Genomic DNA, 15,980 nt, shown 5'->3' with positions numbered 1-15,980 from the left:
TCTGCTCGATTTATGTCCCCTTCCTATGCAGCCTCTTGGAGCGCAGATCGGACCGGCCGCTGACTTCTCCCGCGTTGCCGGTGGGAATGAGGGACTTGGGCGTAAGAATTTGCCGTTGACGTTGGGCAATAGTAAAAGTACTTTTTGGCTGACATTTGTAGATTTTCGCCTGCCGGGGTGGTTGTTGAGGCCTATCATGTATACCCGGCCCGTGGGCGGAAACGAGTGAAGATGACATTTTAGACAATATTTTTTTATTTTGACTCTGCCTAACACAACCAGAACCTTAAATCTATATGCGCTTAATCTTCTCTACGCTGGCTGTCTGTCTCGTAGTGTCTGCATTCTCTCAAGATCTACCTGCTTTCGACAAGAAACCTTATAAAGACTCCGCGGGAAATCTCTACTGGCCGTTGTCCTTGCCGGTGTATCTCCAGTTGTCGCCGTCCCCCGGTTCAGCGGATGCGGTCATGCTCACGGAAGGCAAAGAAACTGCCCACGCCATGAAATGGGATGGCCACGGCAAGCACCTGATCAAACACGATGACAATCACCACTCCAAAGAAAGTACGGTTGCTTTTGCTGTAAACGCGGATGGTATCGCGCCGGTATCCGGATTGGAGCTGCTGGGAGCCACACGCCATGCGGCCGCGAAGGTTTACTTTGGGAAAGGTCTCACCATTTCTGTAAAAGGCAAAGACGAGATGTCCGGATTGGAGGGCGCGTACCTGTCGATCAACCAGGCGTCGTACACCAAGCTTTCCTCGCCGGTGGCATTGTCCGATGAGAAAGAGTATACTGTCAAATACTTCGGAGTCGACAACGTCGGCAATGTTGAAGAACCCAGGTGGGCAACCTTTACCGTAGACCTCACGGCGCCTGCCTCGACCCACGAAGTGAGCGGCGGCCACCTGGATGGCCAAATCCTTTCGCCCCGTGCTGTGATCGCGCTGGTCCCCCGCGACGAAGCGTCGGGTGTGAAGAAGACCGAATACTATTTTGACAGCGGCAAGCCACTGGCCTATACCACGAGGATTTCACCGGCCGGCCTGGCCGACGGTGAGCACACCCTCACCTATTATTCCTCCGACAACGTAGGCAATACAGAATCACCGCGTCAGTTTACCTTTTACCTGGATTCAAAAGGTCCGGAAGTAAAGTCTTCGTTCGATGCCGACTTTGCGGTGTCCGAGGGGCGCTCGTATGCCAGCACCAGCACATTGATCGCACTGGAAGCCACCGACAACAAAGCAGGTGTGAAACAGCTCTTCTATAGCATCAACGGTGCGCCGGAGAAAGTTTACACCGCCCCGTTTGCATTGCCCTCGAAGCAAGGCACCTATTCGATCCGCTACCGGGCGGTCGACCAGGTAGGCAACGTTGGCGCTACCGTGACCGACAAGCAAGTCGCCGCCATCTATATTGATGATACCCCGCCCGTTGTTACGCACAGCGTCAGCATACCCAAGGTCTACACACGCGACACGCTTTTTGTGACCGAAAAAACACTGTTCACGATAAAAAGCTTTGACGCAGAATCGGGTGGCGCGATCGTTGACTACAAAGTAGACAACAGCGTAGAAACAACGTATGAAGCTCCGTTCTCGGTATTTACGGAAGGAAAGCACGCCCTCTCCTATAGCGGCACAGACCTTGTCAACAACTCCGCAGTAAAGACAGCATTTTTCGTCGTGGATAATACCGCGCCCGAGATTTTCTTCCACACAAGCCTCGAAAAAATAGGCACCCAAAAGCTGGTGGCCAAAGAACAGGAGATTCCGATCTATGCCGCCGGCACAAGCTTATACATGGCCGCTACCGACAAAGCTGTGGGCACAAAGGCCATCTACTTTTCATTGAACCAGCAACCGGAAGTTCTATACACCCAACCGGTAAAGCTCATGACAAAAGGCGTGCACTCACTGAAGATCAAAGCGGTTGATTTCCTGGGGAACGTGCGAACGCAGGATACGATCGAGTTTGCTGTTCAATAAGACGTGGGGTTTATATCAGTTTTTGGAAGCGAGCGCAAGGTCGTAGCGTCGTTCCTTTAGCGGGATGCCAAAAGCGGTCGAATCTCTCTCTTCCGTCAGCTTGAATCCATACGACATGTAGAGGTGCGCGGCGGCGGGAAGGTCATCTGTCGTCCAAAGATACGCGGCGCTGTAGCCGACCTCCTGCAGGAAGCTCATATACAGGTCCATCAGCCTCCTACCCAGGCCGATGCCTCTATACTCACGGTCGAGCAGGAAATAACGAAGCTGGGCAGTATTGTGCGCGCGATGCATCAATAGCAGAAAGCCAACGATCCTGCCCTGATGCTCACAGATCCACACGCGATCAATGCGAGGATCATAATTTTTATAAAACTCAAAGAGACCGTCGCTGACGTAGGCTTCGAACGCCTCGCCATAGCCATATTCCTCGCGATATAGCTTACCATGGAGATAAATGACGTATCCGAGATCAGTCGGCCGGAAGTGTATCCGTATCGCGATCTCCTCTAAGTTGATTTTCATGAGACAATAATACTATGCTTCGCCGAAAAGAAAACCCCGGCACGGCTTCTTTCGTACATATAGTTCCTATGAAAAGTCATTATTCCCTGACCGACGCCCAATTCGAGCAACAATTCGCCAACGCCGTGCTCGACCCGGCTGTCTTCACCCATGAAGCCCATCTTCGGCTTGCCTGGAACCATCTGAACCAGTACGGACTGGAAACCGCCATCGAGCATGTCGTTCAGCAACTAAAGCACTATACAAAGGCTGTCGGCGCGGCCGATAAATACAATGAGACTGTCACTATAGCCGCCGTCTATGCCGTCCAGCACTTCAAGATACGATCGTCCAGCTCTGACTTTGTCACTTTCCTCTCGGAAAACAGCCAGCTAAAGACAAACTTCAAAGATCTGCTCAACACACATTATCAAACGAACATCTTCCAATCCGCACACGCGAAAGCCACGTTCCTCGCGCCAGAGCTATTACCCTTTGACTAGCCATCCTCGTCGTCGCTACGTGCGTCGTGAGCCTCCTGAAACGGAGGGATCGCAGTAGTCTCGCAGGGCGTTTGAGTAGCCGTATCGCTCACCGCGCCTGGCAAGAGTCTTAGACCCGCCTTGGGGTCCTGACAAGTCGAGATACCTGGCGCGGGGCTTGTCTCCGGCTGGTCTGGAGTATATGTATAGTCCGCTGGATTGTTTTCCGGCAGGGGCAATACTTCGGCCTTCACCCGATCGTCAGCATACGCTGCGGATTCTACAAGCTGATTCGCTGTAGCAGAACGCCACCCAAACGTACATGCTGCCACCGATTGTACCGATGTTATAGGTTGCTTTTCTCCATCATACCCAACACCTTCTACCTTACTTACTGTTCCAGGTTGTTTATTCTCCGACCCTTCACCCTCCGGACGCCCCGCTACAGCAATAACCTTAGCAACGCCGGCACGTTTCACATCCTTTACGACATCGTCTTCCATCGGCGAACCGTACCGTACACCCACCGTCAGCATCAGGCTATATGAGTCATCCGCCGGCACCTGGTCGGTGAGTGCTATTTCCAGCGATGTCGCAGGCGATCCCTTCAGGGCGGGAAACCACGGTGAGGATACGCTCTTTGGCGCAAACATGGTCGTATACCACGCGGAAGGTTTATAGGCACCCTCCTTGGGATCAAAATTAAAGTCCGGTACAATGCCCAGGCTGACGTCGATGCAGAACCGTGCATGTCTATTATTGGGATGAAAGTTGATGTCGCGCAGCAAGGCCGGTATATTCACGCGGGCCGACAAAGTCTTACGATCCAGTACATAGGTAATGGGCGTACGGAGCACCGAGTCGAACATCGTATTTTTATTCAGCTGAAAGCCCGCCAGCAAGCCTGGATGCCTCGATAGCATAATGGAGCGCTGACCCAATTCGCCGATGCCATCCTGTTTCTGCACGATCTTGAGCGCCTTATTAATAAAACCACTAAAGTTATAGTCGGATAAGACACGCACGGGGTGCATCATAAAGCGCACCTCTTTGCCCATCTTCGAGCATCCGCCAAATTCACTCATATTGAGCCGCGGCACTTTAAAGGTGGGTGAATTTTTGACGTATTCCCTGGGGGCGCCACCCTTCCGCCGCACGACGATCTTGTCTACGCCGCGCATTTTATAAAAGCTGAGGTTACCGAGACTGCCGGTAATTTTAAGTTCTTCTAAAAAGGCCATAGGCTACTATTTGTTAATAAAACGATCGGTTTTTAAAACGGTCGCGAGAGGCGCAACTGTTTCCGCGTACAATATAGGGAGTGTCAGCCAGAAGACTATCAATTGTACATCTATACTTTTTAGTTTTTCCACCGGACCATCAAATGACCAAGACGTATATAGATCACGGTCATGACTGGTGTATAAATGGCTTAAAATTATGTTATCAGTAGGATATCCACTCCATTAGCTGGCTATTGAACGACTCTCAGCGAGAGCTATCAACATAAATTTGTGGATAGTTGTACAGAATGTTTACAACTGAAGGTATATCCATGAGGATTGGGGAAATTATTGATCGTTATATACCGGTATATACAGCATCGCCCTGTACATTGTATTCAAAAAAAATAAGGATAAATTATTGACATGGGTCGTCGCGTACGACTTGCTGGCGCACGTGTAAACCCTGCCTACCGGCAGGCAGGATCAAGCGTTAGCGTAGGTATGGCACGTGTGACCGGACTCCCCAGGCACAAGTTTCTGCTCTCAATCCTTTACCAATTCCTGGAGCTTGCTCTGCTCTTTTGTCAAAAACCTGATTTCTTTGCTACTGTACCCGCCAAATCGAATGAAGTCAAAATTTTCGGATACGGTATAACCCCATTTGGATTCACCCGAAAGACCGCAATTATTCGACACCACGAACTCATAGTACCTGACCGAATCTACTACCCAATAATTAGAGAGCCTAACGGCATTCGGACATTTCGTTCTTGAGTCCTTCACCTCCTGCAAACGAGATCCATCGTCAAAGAACCGTGGGCAAAAAATTGCAACAAACGTTTTATGCCTATGCTGACGCATAATCTCTAAAAATTGCTCGGTTGCTTCAGCGCTTCGCATTTTATCATAACGGTCTCGTATTGCTGCCATCTCGCGCGCATCGATATCATAAATTTCCCCTTCCTCAAAAAGAGAGTCATTCCGGATCAGGAATCGCACAGCCCTTAGTTCATGGATAACGACTCTCCCATCCGTTAATGTTAAACCCTGCTGCAAGCGCGTTCCAAAGTCTTTACTTTTCTTAATTTTTTTTAGTTCATTCTTTTCATAGGGTGTACTTCCCGATGTCGTCCAATAAATCAGCGTATCACCGGACCTCTGATAAAAGAATTTAACGGAGTCGACCAGGTAAGTAGGTTTCTCATAAAAATTCGCTGCCACGTTTGTTCTGTTGTAAAAGAACTTTCCCTGTGCCATCCTGCCACCGATGGAATCTTCTAAAATAACGCTTTGGGCTTGCGTCTCCCCAAACGTAACGAGTGAAAAGAAAAGAACAATAGTTATAGTAATTTTCATAGTGTGTAAGAGCCGCCCAATAGTGTATAACACCGTTTATACGAGATCACTACTTAATCCACACCGTCTGCGTAAACGCGCCGTTCGCCGCGACATCCCACGCCTCCAGCCGAACCCACTTTCTGCCGGTGAGATCAACGGACTTGCTAATCGTTTGCTGACCAAAGCTGCGCGTATCATTCAATACAACTCGCTCGCGATAAACCTTCGTACCGTCGCCGGAGACGATCTCTGCATAGTGCATGGGGAACGTCCAGGTTAGTTTGAACGTGATCGCTGATTTGCGGCCCGTGACGGCAATCTCGTCGCCGGTGCTTTTTCCGTCGACGGTAAATTCGGGGATTAGTACTTCGCCGGTGGATGAAAAGAACTTGCCTTGATCGAGTGCATCTACGATGGGTTGCCAGCCGGTTTTATATTCCGGCAGCTTGTCGAGCTTCAGGTAGTTAACGTTCAGGTGCGCATACATCTCGTTCTCGGGCTCGATGGTAAAGAGGTCTGCTTCCGCCAGTACCTTCTTGCGGTCGCCCCAGTTGTTCATATCGTCCATGAGATCGAGCACACGCTTGCCGAGGTTGGGAAGGGAAAGATCGGCGGGCATCGCTTTCCAGGCGGCGCCCAGGAAGCGTTCATCCTTAAAGAAAGGTGCGTCCTTATACTTGTCCGGGTATCCCGTGGAGCCTTTCGTGCGCGGATGAGCGGTCCATGCGAGGCCTTTTTCGCTTTTCAACAGCGCCAGCATTTCGGCTTCGTTCGCGATACGATATACTTTGCCGTAGCCGGCCTCGCCCGTGACGAAGGGCATTCCTTCTTTTCGCGACATGATCCAGTATACGGGCTTTGGGAATAGCTGCAGCCAGTGTCCGCCGAGGAACTCATTCGGTTCTTCTCCGGGCAGCAGCAGAAAATCTTTTGTCGAAAGCCGCTCGCATTGCTGGAACAATGCCCGCAGCTCTTTCAAGCGAAGGCTGTCCGGGCCTTTGGGATGGGCCGTGTAGTGAAACTCACCGAGGTGGACGATGTCGACACCGGTACGTTTGAAGACGTCGACGAAGGTCGGTGATTCGGGAATGGGTTTGTTCGCCAGGACCACCTTCATGATAAACTCATTGTGGAAATGACTTGCCATGGTTTTGTATCCGGGCAGCGCCACGTAGCGGTCGTTGTTGGTAAACTTCTTGACTTCCGTGAGGGCGGCCGACGAGTTTCCGCTGCTGAGCAGCACGAAGAAATTCAGTCGTTGCTTTGTGCCCGGCGGGGCGTTGAACCAGGGCACAAACCGCCGGTCGCCAAACAAGTCCTGCCGGATGCCAATGCCGTAACCCTTGACCATACGTCGGTAGTGATTTCCGGCCCAGGCGAATTTCAGGTTGAAGGCTTCATCCAATGGGTAGAAATATTGGTGCGGCGCCGGAAATACCGCGAGGCTTCCCTGGCTGTTCTCGCCGATGATGGTCCGGTATTTCACCTTCAGGAGCGTAGCACTATCGTTGGGGCTGGCGTGCATGGACTTCATCTGCTCGTCGACATCGCTCCACCCGATTTTCTCCCAGGCCGTCTTCGACACCAGCCCGGCGTCATACAGGATGGCCGTTGAATCTATTTCTGTCGACATCACAGCGGCGATGTTCATCAGGGGACTTCCGTTGTACAACGTGACCTCCAGCGTGCCCGTGAACCCGGGTGCTTTTAGAGAACCAATGCTGATCATTGTTCTCGCTCCCACACTGCTCACGGCAGCGGAAAGCTTCTGGAGCTCGATGTTATACGAGCGGAAAGGCTTGTTCGGGACTTTATCGAAGAAGATGTTCCAGCCATTCTGCGACACCAGGTCCCGCTTGCCGACGGTCAGCAGAAATGCAGCGTCGAGGCCGGTGGCGATCGGGTGGCTCTTGTCTCCCTCCTGCAGCTCGATGCTCTTGAAGACGGGGCGCCCGGCGGAAAGATCGACCACCAGCTTGCCTGTCTTCTTTTCCCCTGCGGGCCATGATACTATCAACAGGTCGCCTTTGGCTACGGCCGATGCGCCGTTCTTCCTGTTGAAGCCTTTCATATCTACGCCTACCTGCGCATGCAGTGCCGAGCCGGAAAGAACGAGTAGCAAAAGAAGTTTGTATCGCATAGTTGTTACGTTGATGTATCGTCGCCCGCCCGGATGTCATTTTTTTTGTGGCCGGAGGTTGTAAGATCGGCAAAAAAAAATTAAAAATTGGATGGGATGCATGTTAGCATTTAAAATGTTTTCAATGTTTGTATTTGTTTATACCGTTTATATAATGTGTCTTGCGTTCTGTCCGGTGCTCTGTCGTGTACTCAGTCCGGTCCTCTGTCCTGGAAACATCATCGTCCCGTGTCCTGCCTCCTGTCTCGTTAATTTACGTTCCACGTGGATACAATTCCGGAGGCTGCACCCACAGGAGTTATGTATTCCTGCTAACATCTTTGACAACAGCGTTTGCCATTGTTTCTTTTATCACTATTGCCCACGGCGGTCAGGAGACCGCCACCATACTGGGCACAGGTGACGCGCCCGCGCTAACGCTCGGCACTTAACACCTGCGCCAGCAACCATTGCCATTGTGTTCCGACCTGGCGCAAGTATAAACACCAAGCGTTAGCGCAGGTGTGGCACTTGTGGCTAAAACTGTTGCCAGTCTTAGACTGGCAAGGCGGTTTTTAGACATGTCCAAGTCAGAGAATTGAACCAGTCACTCTTTGACCTAAATTAGTTCTTTCGTACTATTTATTACGATGCAACGATCGCTAAACTTTGCGACATGATCAATCTCAATCAACATACGCTCATGGACGCAATCTATAATCCGATATTCAAAGACACCTGTACATTTGTTAAAACGTCAGCGGAGACGCAGGGAGAATATTCCGAATTGGAGATAACGCTGGGGCCACTCGGCGGCAATCCTCTTCACAAGCATACGGCCTTTTGCGAAACCTTTACAGTGCTGGAAGGGCAGCTGGGTGTCTCGCTGCAGGGTATGGACCGCATCCTGTTACCGGGAGAATCGGTTACCGTTGAACCGGGCGATATACACCGCTTTTTTAACCCGACGAACGAGGACGTAACGTTCCGCCTGTTGTTTACACCGGGGCATACGGGCGCAGAGAATATGCTGCGCATTCTGTATGGTCTGGCGCGCGATGGAGAAACCAACAAGAACGGCATTCCCAAAAGCATCGTTCACCTGGCGCTTTGCGGAGAGATGGGCAACTCGAAGTTACCGGGTATTCTTTCCCTAATCTCTCCCCTGCTCAAAGCTCTTGCCTGGTATGGAAAACGTAACAAGGTGGAACAAATGCTACTGGAAAAATACTGCAGGCAGAAAGCTACGGTTCAAAAGCAAGCTTCGGTGCTCTAGCGCAGCGGTGCGCTACACGTTGTCGGGGTTGCCCGCCCGTACCTGGCTGGCGAGCTCCATGCTGTTCTTTACGTTCATTTTTTTGAACAGGAGCTGCTTGTGGTTCTAGACGGTGAAGACACTGACTTTTAATTTATCGGCGATCTCTTTGTTGGAGAAGCCTTTTACGATATAGTGCGCAATATCATTTTGCCGAGGCGTGATCTCATGCTTCTGCCGGGGATTGTACGTATGCACTTTCACAAACGCGGTCTTTATTTTTTTGAAAATATCGAGCTTCACCTGGTGGAATTTCTCCTGCCCTTCCAGGCTTTCGATCAGGATGAGGTAGAGGTAGCTGTCGTGATCCGTCTTGACGGCGATGTTCTCATTCTTAATATAGATGTATTCACCCAGCTGGTTTTTGAACCGGTAGTAGAGCGTGAACCGATGGGCTGCCGGATCGTATGGCTCACATCCGTGGATGAACTCAAAGCACTGCGTTACCGCGGGCAGATCGTCGGGATGGATCATGGCGAAGAAGTCGGGCAGGTCCAATTTCTCCAACAACTGATGCGATTGCCCGATGACAGAATCACAATTCGGGCTCATATACTTGATCGTGGAATGCGATACCGGGCAGAGCATGATGGCACAGTGTGGAAATATCTGCTCGGTAAAATGCAAGTGGCGTAAAATGACTTCCTTATCCATTTCCGCCCGGAATTGTGTGTATTGCGGACGGGAGGATTCTTGCGGTGGAAATAGATTTACAAAGGCGGATGCTGCTGAACGTGGGTCTTTTTTCATAGATAATTTCCTCTAACGGAAAATCAGCCCGTGCATCCGTGCTTTATTGTCACCTATTTGTTACCAGCTTTCCGCTGCGCCTTTTATTCCGTGGATGGTCGACCGGATTTTTCCGGAATTGATCCTTTGGTACTATTGGCTGGAAACGCGATTCGAGAAAACTTTGCAAAAAAAACTCAATTCTTATGAAGCAAACGTTGATGGCAGGCATTGGTATACTCGTGTTGTTTTGGATCATGGCTTTTCACGGGCCACCGGAAATTATTCCGAGAACGTGGGACATGCCCGCTATTCACAGATTCCATTTGCCGCCGCCCGATAGCAGTGTGCGCGTTCAATACGCTCCGGAGGAATACTATTATGGCCTGCCGGAGCACAAAATTTATCGCGCGTTTCCAGTCTATGTGCGGGAGTTCGAGAAGCGTGGATACCTGGATTCTCTTCGTGCATGCAAACCGGAGATTGTCTTTGACCCGGCCCGGTTGAAGACACCGGAAGATTGGATCAACGCCGGTGCATTGGTATTCCACTGGCCCATGGCCTACACGCCTGTAAAGGACAGTGTTTCTGCGCTGGATCTCGATCGTTTTAGCGCGGGAAGGGGCAGGCTTACCAAAGAAGGTGTCTATCCGGCGCTGCAATATGTCATTGATGGCAACGGCGCGCTGATGCTGGGATCGATGTCGTGTGCGACTTGCCATACACACATCCTGCCGGATGGTACTGTTGTTCCAGGCGGGCAGGGAAATGTTTTTAATGGTGAAGGGTTCGCCCGCGCGCTGGAACGCGGTGACATTCCTTTTCCTTACCTGGAGCATGCCTCGCGGCAGCTGAACTATGCCCCCTGGGCACCGGAGACATTGCCCGTCAGCCCGGTGTCGGGAAAAGATATGGCCGACTATGTACGGCAGGAAACCAAGGGCATTATCGACCGGCAAGGTGGTGGGCACCTATATCCCTTCGCCGTGCCCAGCCTGGTCGGTATCCGGGACATACGGTACCTGGATCACACGGGGCTGATGCGCCACGACGGACCGGGCGATATGATGCGGTATGCCGCCTTCAACCAGGGTATGGATATGCTCACGTCTTACGACGGCTTTATGCCGGGGGGAAAGAACAACGCAACGTTACCGGCGCCTGCCGAATGGAGCCATCCGTTCGGGTACGTAGGGAAACGTTATTCGGATGCCCAGCTCTATGCGCTGACGCAGTACCTGTATTCTCTGAAACCTCCCAAAAATCCGAATACATTTCCGCGCGCCATACTGCAACGCGGCGAGCAGGTCTTCAAAAACGCCGGCTGTGTTACCTGCCATACACCTCCGCTGTATACAAACAACAAACTCACGCCCGCCGGTGGCTTCGAGCCACCGGAAGATCACTATGCGAAGTATGACATCTTCAATGTCTCCGTCCACACCGATTCTGTCTCGACCTTGTATACCCGGCGCGGAACAGGATACTATAAGATCCCTTCGCTGCGGGGCGTGTGGTACCGGGAAGCTTTTTTCCACAACGGCCCCCTGGCCGCGCTGGAAGATATACTGGACCCCCGGCGCCTGCAGCCAGACTACGTGCCTACCGGTTTTAAACCACCGCACGTAAAGACCATGGCTGTGAAAGGACATCCCTTCGGATTGGCGTTGAGCGACGCCGATAAGAAAGCCCTTGTTGCCTTTATGAAAACCTTATAACGCTACACGCGATGATGATCATCTTTATTGTCAGCTTCCTCCTGGGGTATACCGCGGATGAGCCTTCCGTGTTGGTGCCCGCGTATAGCATCCGGTTTACGATTCAGAATGCAGGCATTGATGTTAGCGGAACGATGGCGGTAGCGGATGCTGCGATTCACTTCGATCCGGAGAATCTGAAAACCAGCAGGATCGTGGTTACCGCGCAGGCTGCTTCGGTACGCACGGGAATAACGATACGCGATGAGCATCTGACCCGGCGCGATTACTTCGATGCCGGCCGTTATCCGCTGGTGCGGTTACAGTCGCGTACGATCAAAAAGACGGGACGCAACCGGTATACGGGAGATTTTGACCTTATCATAAAGTCTATAACACGATCGGTTACTATTCCCTTTACGCGAAAACAACAGGGCGATACGTTGGTTTACCAGGGAGCGTTTACAGTCAATCGTCTGGACTTTGGGTTGGGTGAGGAAAGTCTCATTACTGGTAATATTGTGGCGGTTACGGTGGAAGCACATGTAGTCCATTAGCTGGAGACTGTGTCCAGGTCAGAGACTTGCGCCAGTTGTCGTTACACATCCGGCACAGGTGCTCACATTCCAACATGAATACAACTCCTTGGCTACAGCACACCTGGCACAGGTCTAGCCCCGTCTCGGGGCTAGACCTGTGCCAGCAACCATTGTGTCTCACGTGGATACAATTCCGGCTATTACAGCACCTGCAATGTTCCGCCGTCCGCACGAACCGATGCGCCGTTAATAGCTGCCGCTAACGGGCTGGACAGGTATGCCGCGACATTTGCGATTTCTTCCGGGGTGATAAAGCGCTGCAGCAACCCGTTGGGATTGGTGTGTTGAATGATCGCCGCTTTCATCTGATCGGCAGAGATGTTTTGTGCCGTTGCCAGTTGCTCCACCGTCTGCGCAACGCCGTCGGAATACGTGGGACCACCCAAAATAGAATTGACCGTCACGGCGGTGCCTTTCGTCAGTTTGGAGAGCCCGTTGCTCAGCGAGAGCATGGCGGTTTTGGTTACGCCGTAGTGAATCATGTCGGCTGGAACATTCACGCCGGACTCGCTGCTGATAAATAGAATTCTTCCCCAGCCTTTCTTCAGCATGGCCGGAAACAACGCCCGCGATACCCTTACACCACTCAGGAGATTGACTTCGAGGATTTTCGTCCAGGTAGCATCATCGATGTCGGCAAAAGGTTTTAGCTCGAAGATGCCCACGTTGTTTATCAATATATCAATGGTCGGGAGTTGCTTCAACATTGCTTCTATTTCATGGACGTTGGCAAAGTCAGCCGCTACGCCGGAGATCTGTGCACCGGGAACAGCACTGCGAAGACGATGTACCGCTTGCTGGGTTCTATCTTCCGCTTTGCCATTGATGATGACCATTGCGCCTTCTTCTGCCAGTTTTTGGGCAATGGCGAATCCAATGCCTTGTGTCGACCCGCTGATAAAGGCCGTCTTTTGCTTGAGTTGTAAATCCATAGATGATTGATTAGACTATTTTTGTATCGTTCATTACAAAATTCATGAAAAAAATATCAGCTGATCACGGATAGCTGAAGATTGATAAGCTCTTCAAGGCCTTTTTTGCTGGGGTACATGCGCCGGCTGACGTTCAAGCCATTCCAGAGCGTGATCAGATAACGTCCCAGCAGTTCGGGCTCGGTCCTGTTTCTCAGGACGCCCTGCTCCTGCCCTTGCCGGATGGCGGCCGTGAACATGGCTTCTACTTCTTTTAATATTGTTACCGCTTCTTTCTCGAGATCTTCGTCCAGGAACGTCATTTCCACGACGGTGTTGGCGATGATACAGCCCCGCAGGTGGGTGTCGCGATCGGCTTTGGCAATGCTTCGGAAGAAATCTTTGATCTCGTCGATGGGCGAATCGCTTGTCTTCAATTTGTTTTTAAACGCCTGGAAGGCTTGCCGGCGTTGCTGAATAGCCTTGCTGAACAGCTCTTTTTTACCGCCTTTGAAGGCGTTGTAAAAGCTACCGCTGCCCATGTTGGTGGCGGTAAGCAAATCATCCAGCGAGGTCGCGGCAAATCCTTTCTCCCAAAATACACGCTGGGCTTTTTCTAAAACCTGACCGTGATCCAATGTAGAAGGCCTGCCGCGCATATTTTTGTATCGTTTGACACAAAATTAAGGATCCATCCCCTACTTTACAATATCGGGTATGAATTAAAAGAAGATGTCTCAGTGTTTATCTTTCAGCGTATTCATGTCCGCCTCGATCTGTTGCAGAATATCCGTCACGTCATTACTCCGGATTAGCGCCGGCCGGCCATAGAGAATAGAAGAAGCATGCGGCACAATCAGGCTGTCACTCTTGGGCATGGCTTTTCCCATGCCCTTCATGTAGGCAGGTACGTATTTTACAGAAGGACGTTTCGATAACACGAGCGCTACGCCTGGCTTCAGGGGTTGCTGTACTTCCGCCTCTCCGCGCGTTCCTTCGGGAAAAAGGATCAGCGAATATCCTTCGTCGAGCGCCTTTATCATGGTATGGATCGGGTCATTTCCGGGATTTTCTTTATCCCGTTTGCGTTGTATGAGCAGCGTGTTGATAAAGTAGTTGCTCAGTTTCGCTTTCGTCTTTGTCTTTCCGAAATGGTCTGCCGCCGCGACCGGCTTTACTTTGCCGATCAGCTTCCAGGGTAGCGACGCCAGGATGGTCATGGTATCCAGGTGGCTGTTGTGGTTGGCCACGATGATGAACTGCTTTTCTTGTAAGAGAAATTTGCACTGATCAAAACGGACACCGACAAAAAAACGAAGGAATACCCACCCGACGACACTGTGTGTAAACCACAAAATAATCCGCTGCATCAGTACGCGATATAGTATATGAGGTGAAAAAATACCGGCGTGGTGTAGGCCAGTGAATCGATGCGATCCAGGATGCCGCCATGGCCCGGTATAGTGGCGCCCATGTCTTTGATGCCGATGTCTCTTTTTACCGACGACATCACTACGTCCCCGACAAATCCCGACACGGAGATCATAAAGCTGACAAAGAGCACTTGTAGATCAGACAGCGGTGTGAGAAAGCCCAGGCCATAGCCGATTAGCGTGGTGCTGATCACCCCGCCGATAAAACCTTCCCAGGTCTTATTGGGGCTGACCTTTGGAATGATCTTGTGCCGTCCCAACAATTTACCCCAGGTAAACTGCATGACGTCATTGATCTCTGTCAGGAAAACCAGGAAGAGCAACAGCCCGCGCCCACCGCTGGTAAACCCTGGCAGGTCCGGTAATGACAAGAGGTACGCCATGTGGCTCAGGCCGAACACGGTGAGCATCAAGATCCAATGTAACGACGACATCGATTTGATGATCCCTACCGTGTCTCCTTTCAGCACCATGCGCATCGGCAGGCACAGGAACATGACAACCGGAATAAAAATGATGAATGCCCCGTACCATCCGATATAGGCCAGGTAGTATTGAACCGGTATTGATACGTATGCCCAGAAGATGGCGCGGCGGTCGGACTCGCGGAATCCGAGCACCGAGTATAATTCGCGGAACGCAATGAACGACAGCATGGCCATTGCCACATAGGATAGCGTAGTGTTGATCAATACGGCGGCCAGTACCAGGGAAGCCATGATCCACCAGGAGCGCGTTCGGGACTTGAGCTCCGACAGATTTGCTTGCGGCTTGAGCTTACCGATAATAAAAAATAGTAATGAGGCAAAGATCAGGATCCCGAAGATCAGGATCACCACCATCATTATATCCCGTTGTTCCGGGAAATCGAGGTGAAAAAATTTGTTCATGGTTTGGGGTTAGTGAGAAGCAGGGAGTAGACTTTTGCCAGCCGTCTATAGCACGTGATGACCAGGCCCACATTCATCAGGATCAGGAGGTAATAGAATACCGGTGCATAAAAAATAGCCATGATACATCCCACCGAAATCAATGCCATGCGGTGTTGTTTGGCCATCGGGCCGAGGAAATGATGGCCGCAGCCCAACGAGGCGCCTAAGGTGCGAATGTACGCGGTGGCAATAGAAAGCGCAATCGCCAGATACGCCAGGTCCATTCCGTAGGGCATTGTTTTCGCCATAAGCCCCACGCCAAAGAGGGTGAGCGTGTCGCTCACACGATCGGGCACCTCATTGAAGATGCCGCCGACGGCAGATTTTTTGTTGTGCTCGACGGCCACCATGCCGTCCAGGAGATTCATGATCAATCGGCCCTGTATTCCGACAATGGCGAGGAGCATCATCCCGATACCCGGATGACCGGCGCGGTACGCCAGAAAAAAGGCAAGCAGCGAGACGCCGGCAAAGACGATGCTGAGAATGGAAATGAAATTCGGGGAGACATTCTTTGCGGCAAGCCACGCCGCGGTACGCCTGGCCCATCCCGAATCCCGTGACGCGATCGGGCGCCGGCTACTTGATTCTACATCCATAGAGGGTGGTTAGTCTGTAAAAATAAGTAATAATATCCCTGTTCGAAAAAAGAAATTTTGTAACCTAAGCCCGGGTGGATGATTGCCCGAGCGGCACGTATA

Annotated in this window: 15 protein-coding genes; 5 read left to right on the top strand and 10 right to left on the bottom strand. The window is 51.3% G+C overall.

Going from position 1 to position 15,980, the window contains the following annotated elements; translation table 11 throughout:
- Nucleotides 1-296: 296 nt before the first annotated feature.
- Nucleotides 297-1,994 carry an OmpL47-type beta-barrel domain-containing protein gene (locus tag K7P01_RS21230; protein WP_267296591.1) on the top strand — a complete coding sequence of 566 codons (1,698 nt, stop codon included), beginning with the start codon at nucleotides 297-299 and terminating at the stop codon, nucleotides 1,992-1,994.
- Between the two features lie 15 nt (nucleotides 1,995-2,009).
- Here the strand turns inward: K7P01_RS21230 and K7P01_RS21225 are convergent, their stop codons facing one another.
- Nucleotides 2,010-2,519: a GNAT family N-acetyltransferase gene (locus tag K7P01_RS21225; protein WP_267296590.1), complete on the bottom strand. Its 510-nt coding sequence runs from the start codon at nucleotides 2,517-2,519 to the stop codon at nucleotides 2,010-2,012.
- A gap of 68 nt (nucleotides 2,520-2,587) precedes the next feature.
- Here K7P01_RS21225 and K7P01_RS21220 point away from each other — a divergent pair, with 68 nt between their 5' ends.
- Complete coding sequence (locus K7P01_RS21220; protein WP_267296589.1) at nucleotides 2,588-3,001, top strand: hypothetical protein; 414 nt, start codon at nucleotides 2,588-2,590, stop codon at nucleotides 2,999-3,001.
- Here K7P01_RS21220 and K7P01_RS21215 read toward each other — a convergent pair.
- The 3 genes from K7P01_RS21215 to K7P01_RS21205 all read right to left on the bottom strand — a co-directional run bounded on the left by K7P01_RS21215 (nucleotide 2,998) and on the right by K7P01_RS21205 (nucleotide 7,684).
- Nucleotides 2,998-4,221, bottom strand: a complete 1,224-nt coding sequence (locus K7P01_RS21215; protein ID WP_267296588.1) for a hypothetical protein — start codon at nucleotides 4,219-4,221, stop codon at nucleotides 2,998-3,000. The two genes, K7P01_RS21220 and K7P01_RS21215, sit on opposite strands and share 4 nt — an antisense overlap.
- A gap of 528 nt (nucleotides 4,222-4,749) precedes the next feature.
- Nucleotides 4,750-5,562, bottom strand: a complete 813-nt coding sequence (locus K7P01_RS21210) for a hypothetical protein (RefSeq protein ID WP_267296587.1) — start codon at nucleotides 5,560-5,562, stop codon at nucleotides 4,750-4,752.
- Between the two features lie 49 nt (nucleotides 5,563-5,611).
- Nucleotides 5,612-7,684, bottom strand: coding sequence for a CehA/McbA family metallohydrolase domain-containing protein (locus tag K7P01_RS21205; RefSeq protein WP_267296586.1), 2,073 nt, complete (start codon nucleotides 7,682-7,684; stop codon nucleotides 5,612-5,614).
- A 655-nt stretch (nucleotides 7,685-8,339) separates the two neighbouring features.
- Here K7P01_RS21205 and K7P01_RS21200 point away from each other — a divergent pair.
- The gene (locus tag K7P01_RS21200) at nucleotides 8,340-8,939 is read left to right on the top strand and encodes a cupin domain-containing protein (RefSeq protein WP_267296585.1); all 600 of its coding nucleotides are present in this window, start codon (nucleotides 8,340-8,342) and stop codon (nucleotides 8,937-8,939) included.
- Between the two features lie 105 nt (nucleotides 8,940-9,044).
- On the opposite strand, the gene K7P01_RS21195 is transcribed toward K7P01_RS21200, so the two are convergent.
- Nucleotides 9,045-9,728 carry a LuxR C-terminal-related transcriptional regulator gene (locus K7P01_RS21195; protein WP_267296584.1) on the bottom strand — a complete coding sequence of 228 codons (684 nt, stop codon included), beginning with the start codon at nucleotides 9,726-9,728 and terminating at the stop codon, nucleotides 9,045-9,047.
- Nucleotides 9,729-9,913: 185 nt separating this feature from the next.
- Between K7P01_RS21195 and K7P01_RS21190 the strand changes: the two genes are divergently transcribed.
- The gene (locus K7P01_RS21190; protein ID WP_267296583.1) at nucleotides 9,914-11,425 is read left to right on the top strand and encodes a hypothetical protein; all 1,512 of its coding nucleotides are present in this window, start codon (nucleotides 9,914-9,916) and stop codon (nucleotides 11,423-11,425) included.
- Nucleotides 11,426-11,436: 11 nt separating this feature from the next.
- Nucleotides 11,437-11,961 carry a YceI family protein gene (locus tag K7P01_RS21185; RefSeq protein ID WP_267296582.1) on the top strand — a complete coding sequence of 175 codons (525 nt, stop codon included), beginning with the start codon at nucleotides 11,437-11,439 and terminating at the stop codon, nucleotides 11,959-11,961.
- Nucleotides 11,962-12,143: 182 nt separating this feature from the next.
- Here the strand turns inward: K7P01_RS21185 and K7P01_RS21180 are convergent, their stop codons facing one another.
- From K7P01_RS21180 to K7P01_RS21160, 5 genes are all read right to left on the bottom strand, one after another.
- Entirely contained in the window at nucleotides 12,144-12,935 is a 792-nt protein-coding gene (locus tag K7P01_RS21180) for an SDR family NAD(P)-dependent oxidoreductase (RefSeq protein ID WP_267296581.1), read from the bottom strand.
- Between the two features lie 56 nt (nucleotides 12,936-12,991).
- Nucleotides 12,992-13,573 (bottom strand): TetR/AcrR family transcriptional regulator, encoded by a 582-nt coding sequence (locus K7P01_RS21175; RefSeq protein ID WP_267296580.1) that lies wholly within the window; start codon nucleotides 13,571-13,573, stop codon nucleotides 12,992-12,994.
- Nucleotides 13,574-13,651: 78 nt separating this feature from the next.
- Nucleotides 13,652-14,284 (bottom strand): lysophospholipid acyltransferase family protein, encoded by a 633-nt coding sequence (locus tag K7P01_RS21170; protein ID WP_267296579.1) that lies wholly within the window; start codon nucleotides 14,282-14,284, stop codon nucleotides 13,652-13,654.
- Complete coding sequence (locus K7P01_RS21165) at nucleotides 14,284-15,237, bottom strand: phosphatidate cytidylyltransferase (protein ID WP_267296578.1); 954 nt, start codon at nucleotides 15,235-15,237, stop codon at nucleotides 14,284-14,286. The genes K7P01_RS21170 and K7P01_RS21165 overlap by 1 nt, the downstream gene beginning before the upstream one ends.
- On the bottom strand, nucleotides 15,234-15,878 hold the full coding sequence (locus K7P01_RS21160; protein WP_267296577.1) for a CDP-alcohol phosphatidyltransferase family protein: 645 nt from the start codon (nucleotides 15,876-15,878) through the stop codon (nucleotides 15,234-15,236). Before K7P01_RS21160 ends, K7P01_RS21165 begins: the two co-directional genes overlap by 4 nt.
- Nucleotides 15,879-15,980: the final 102 nt, after the last annotated feature.

This window comes from Parachryseolinea silvisoli (genome assembly GCF_021190955.1).
GTDB lineage: Bacteria > Bacteroidota > Bacteroidia > Cytophagales > Cyclobacteriaceae > Ohtaekwangia > Ohtaekwangia silvisoli.
This window is presented reverse-complemented; position numbering and strand designations above follow the sequence as displayed.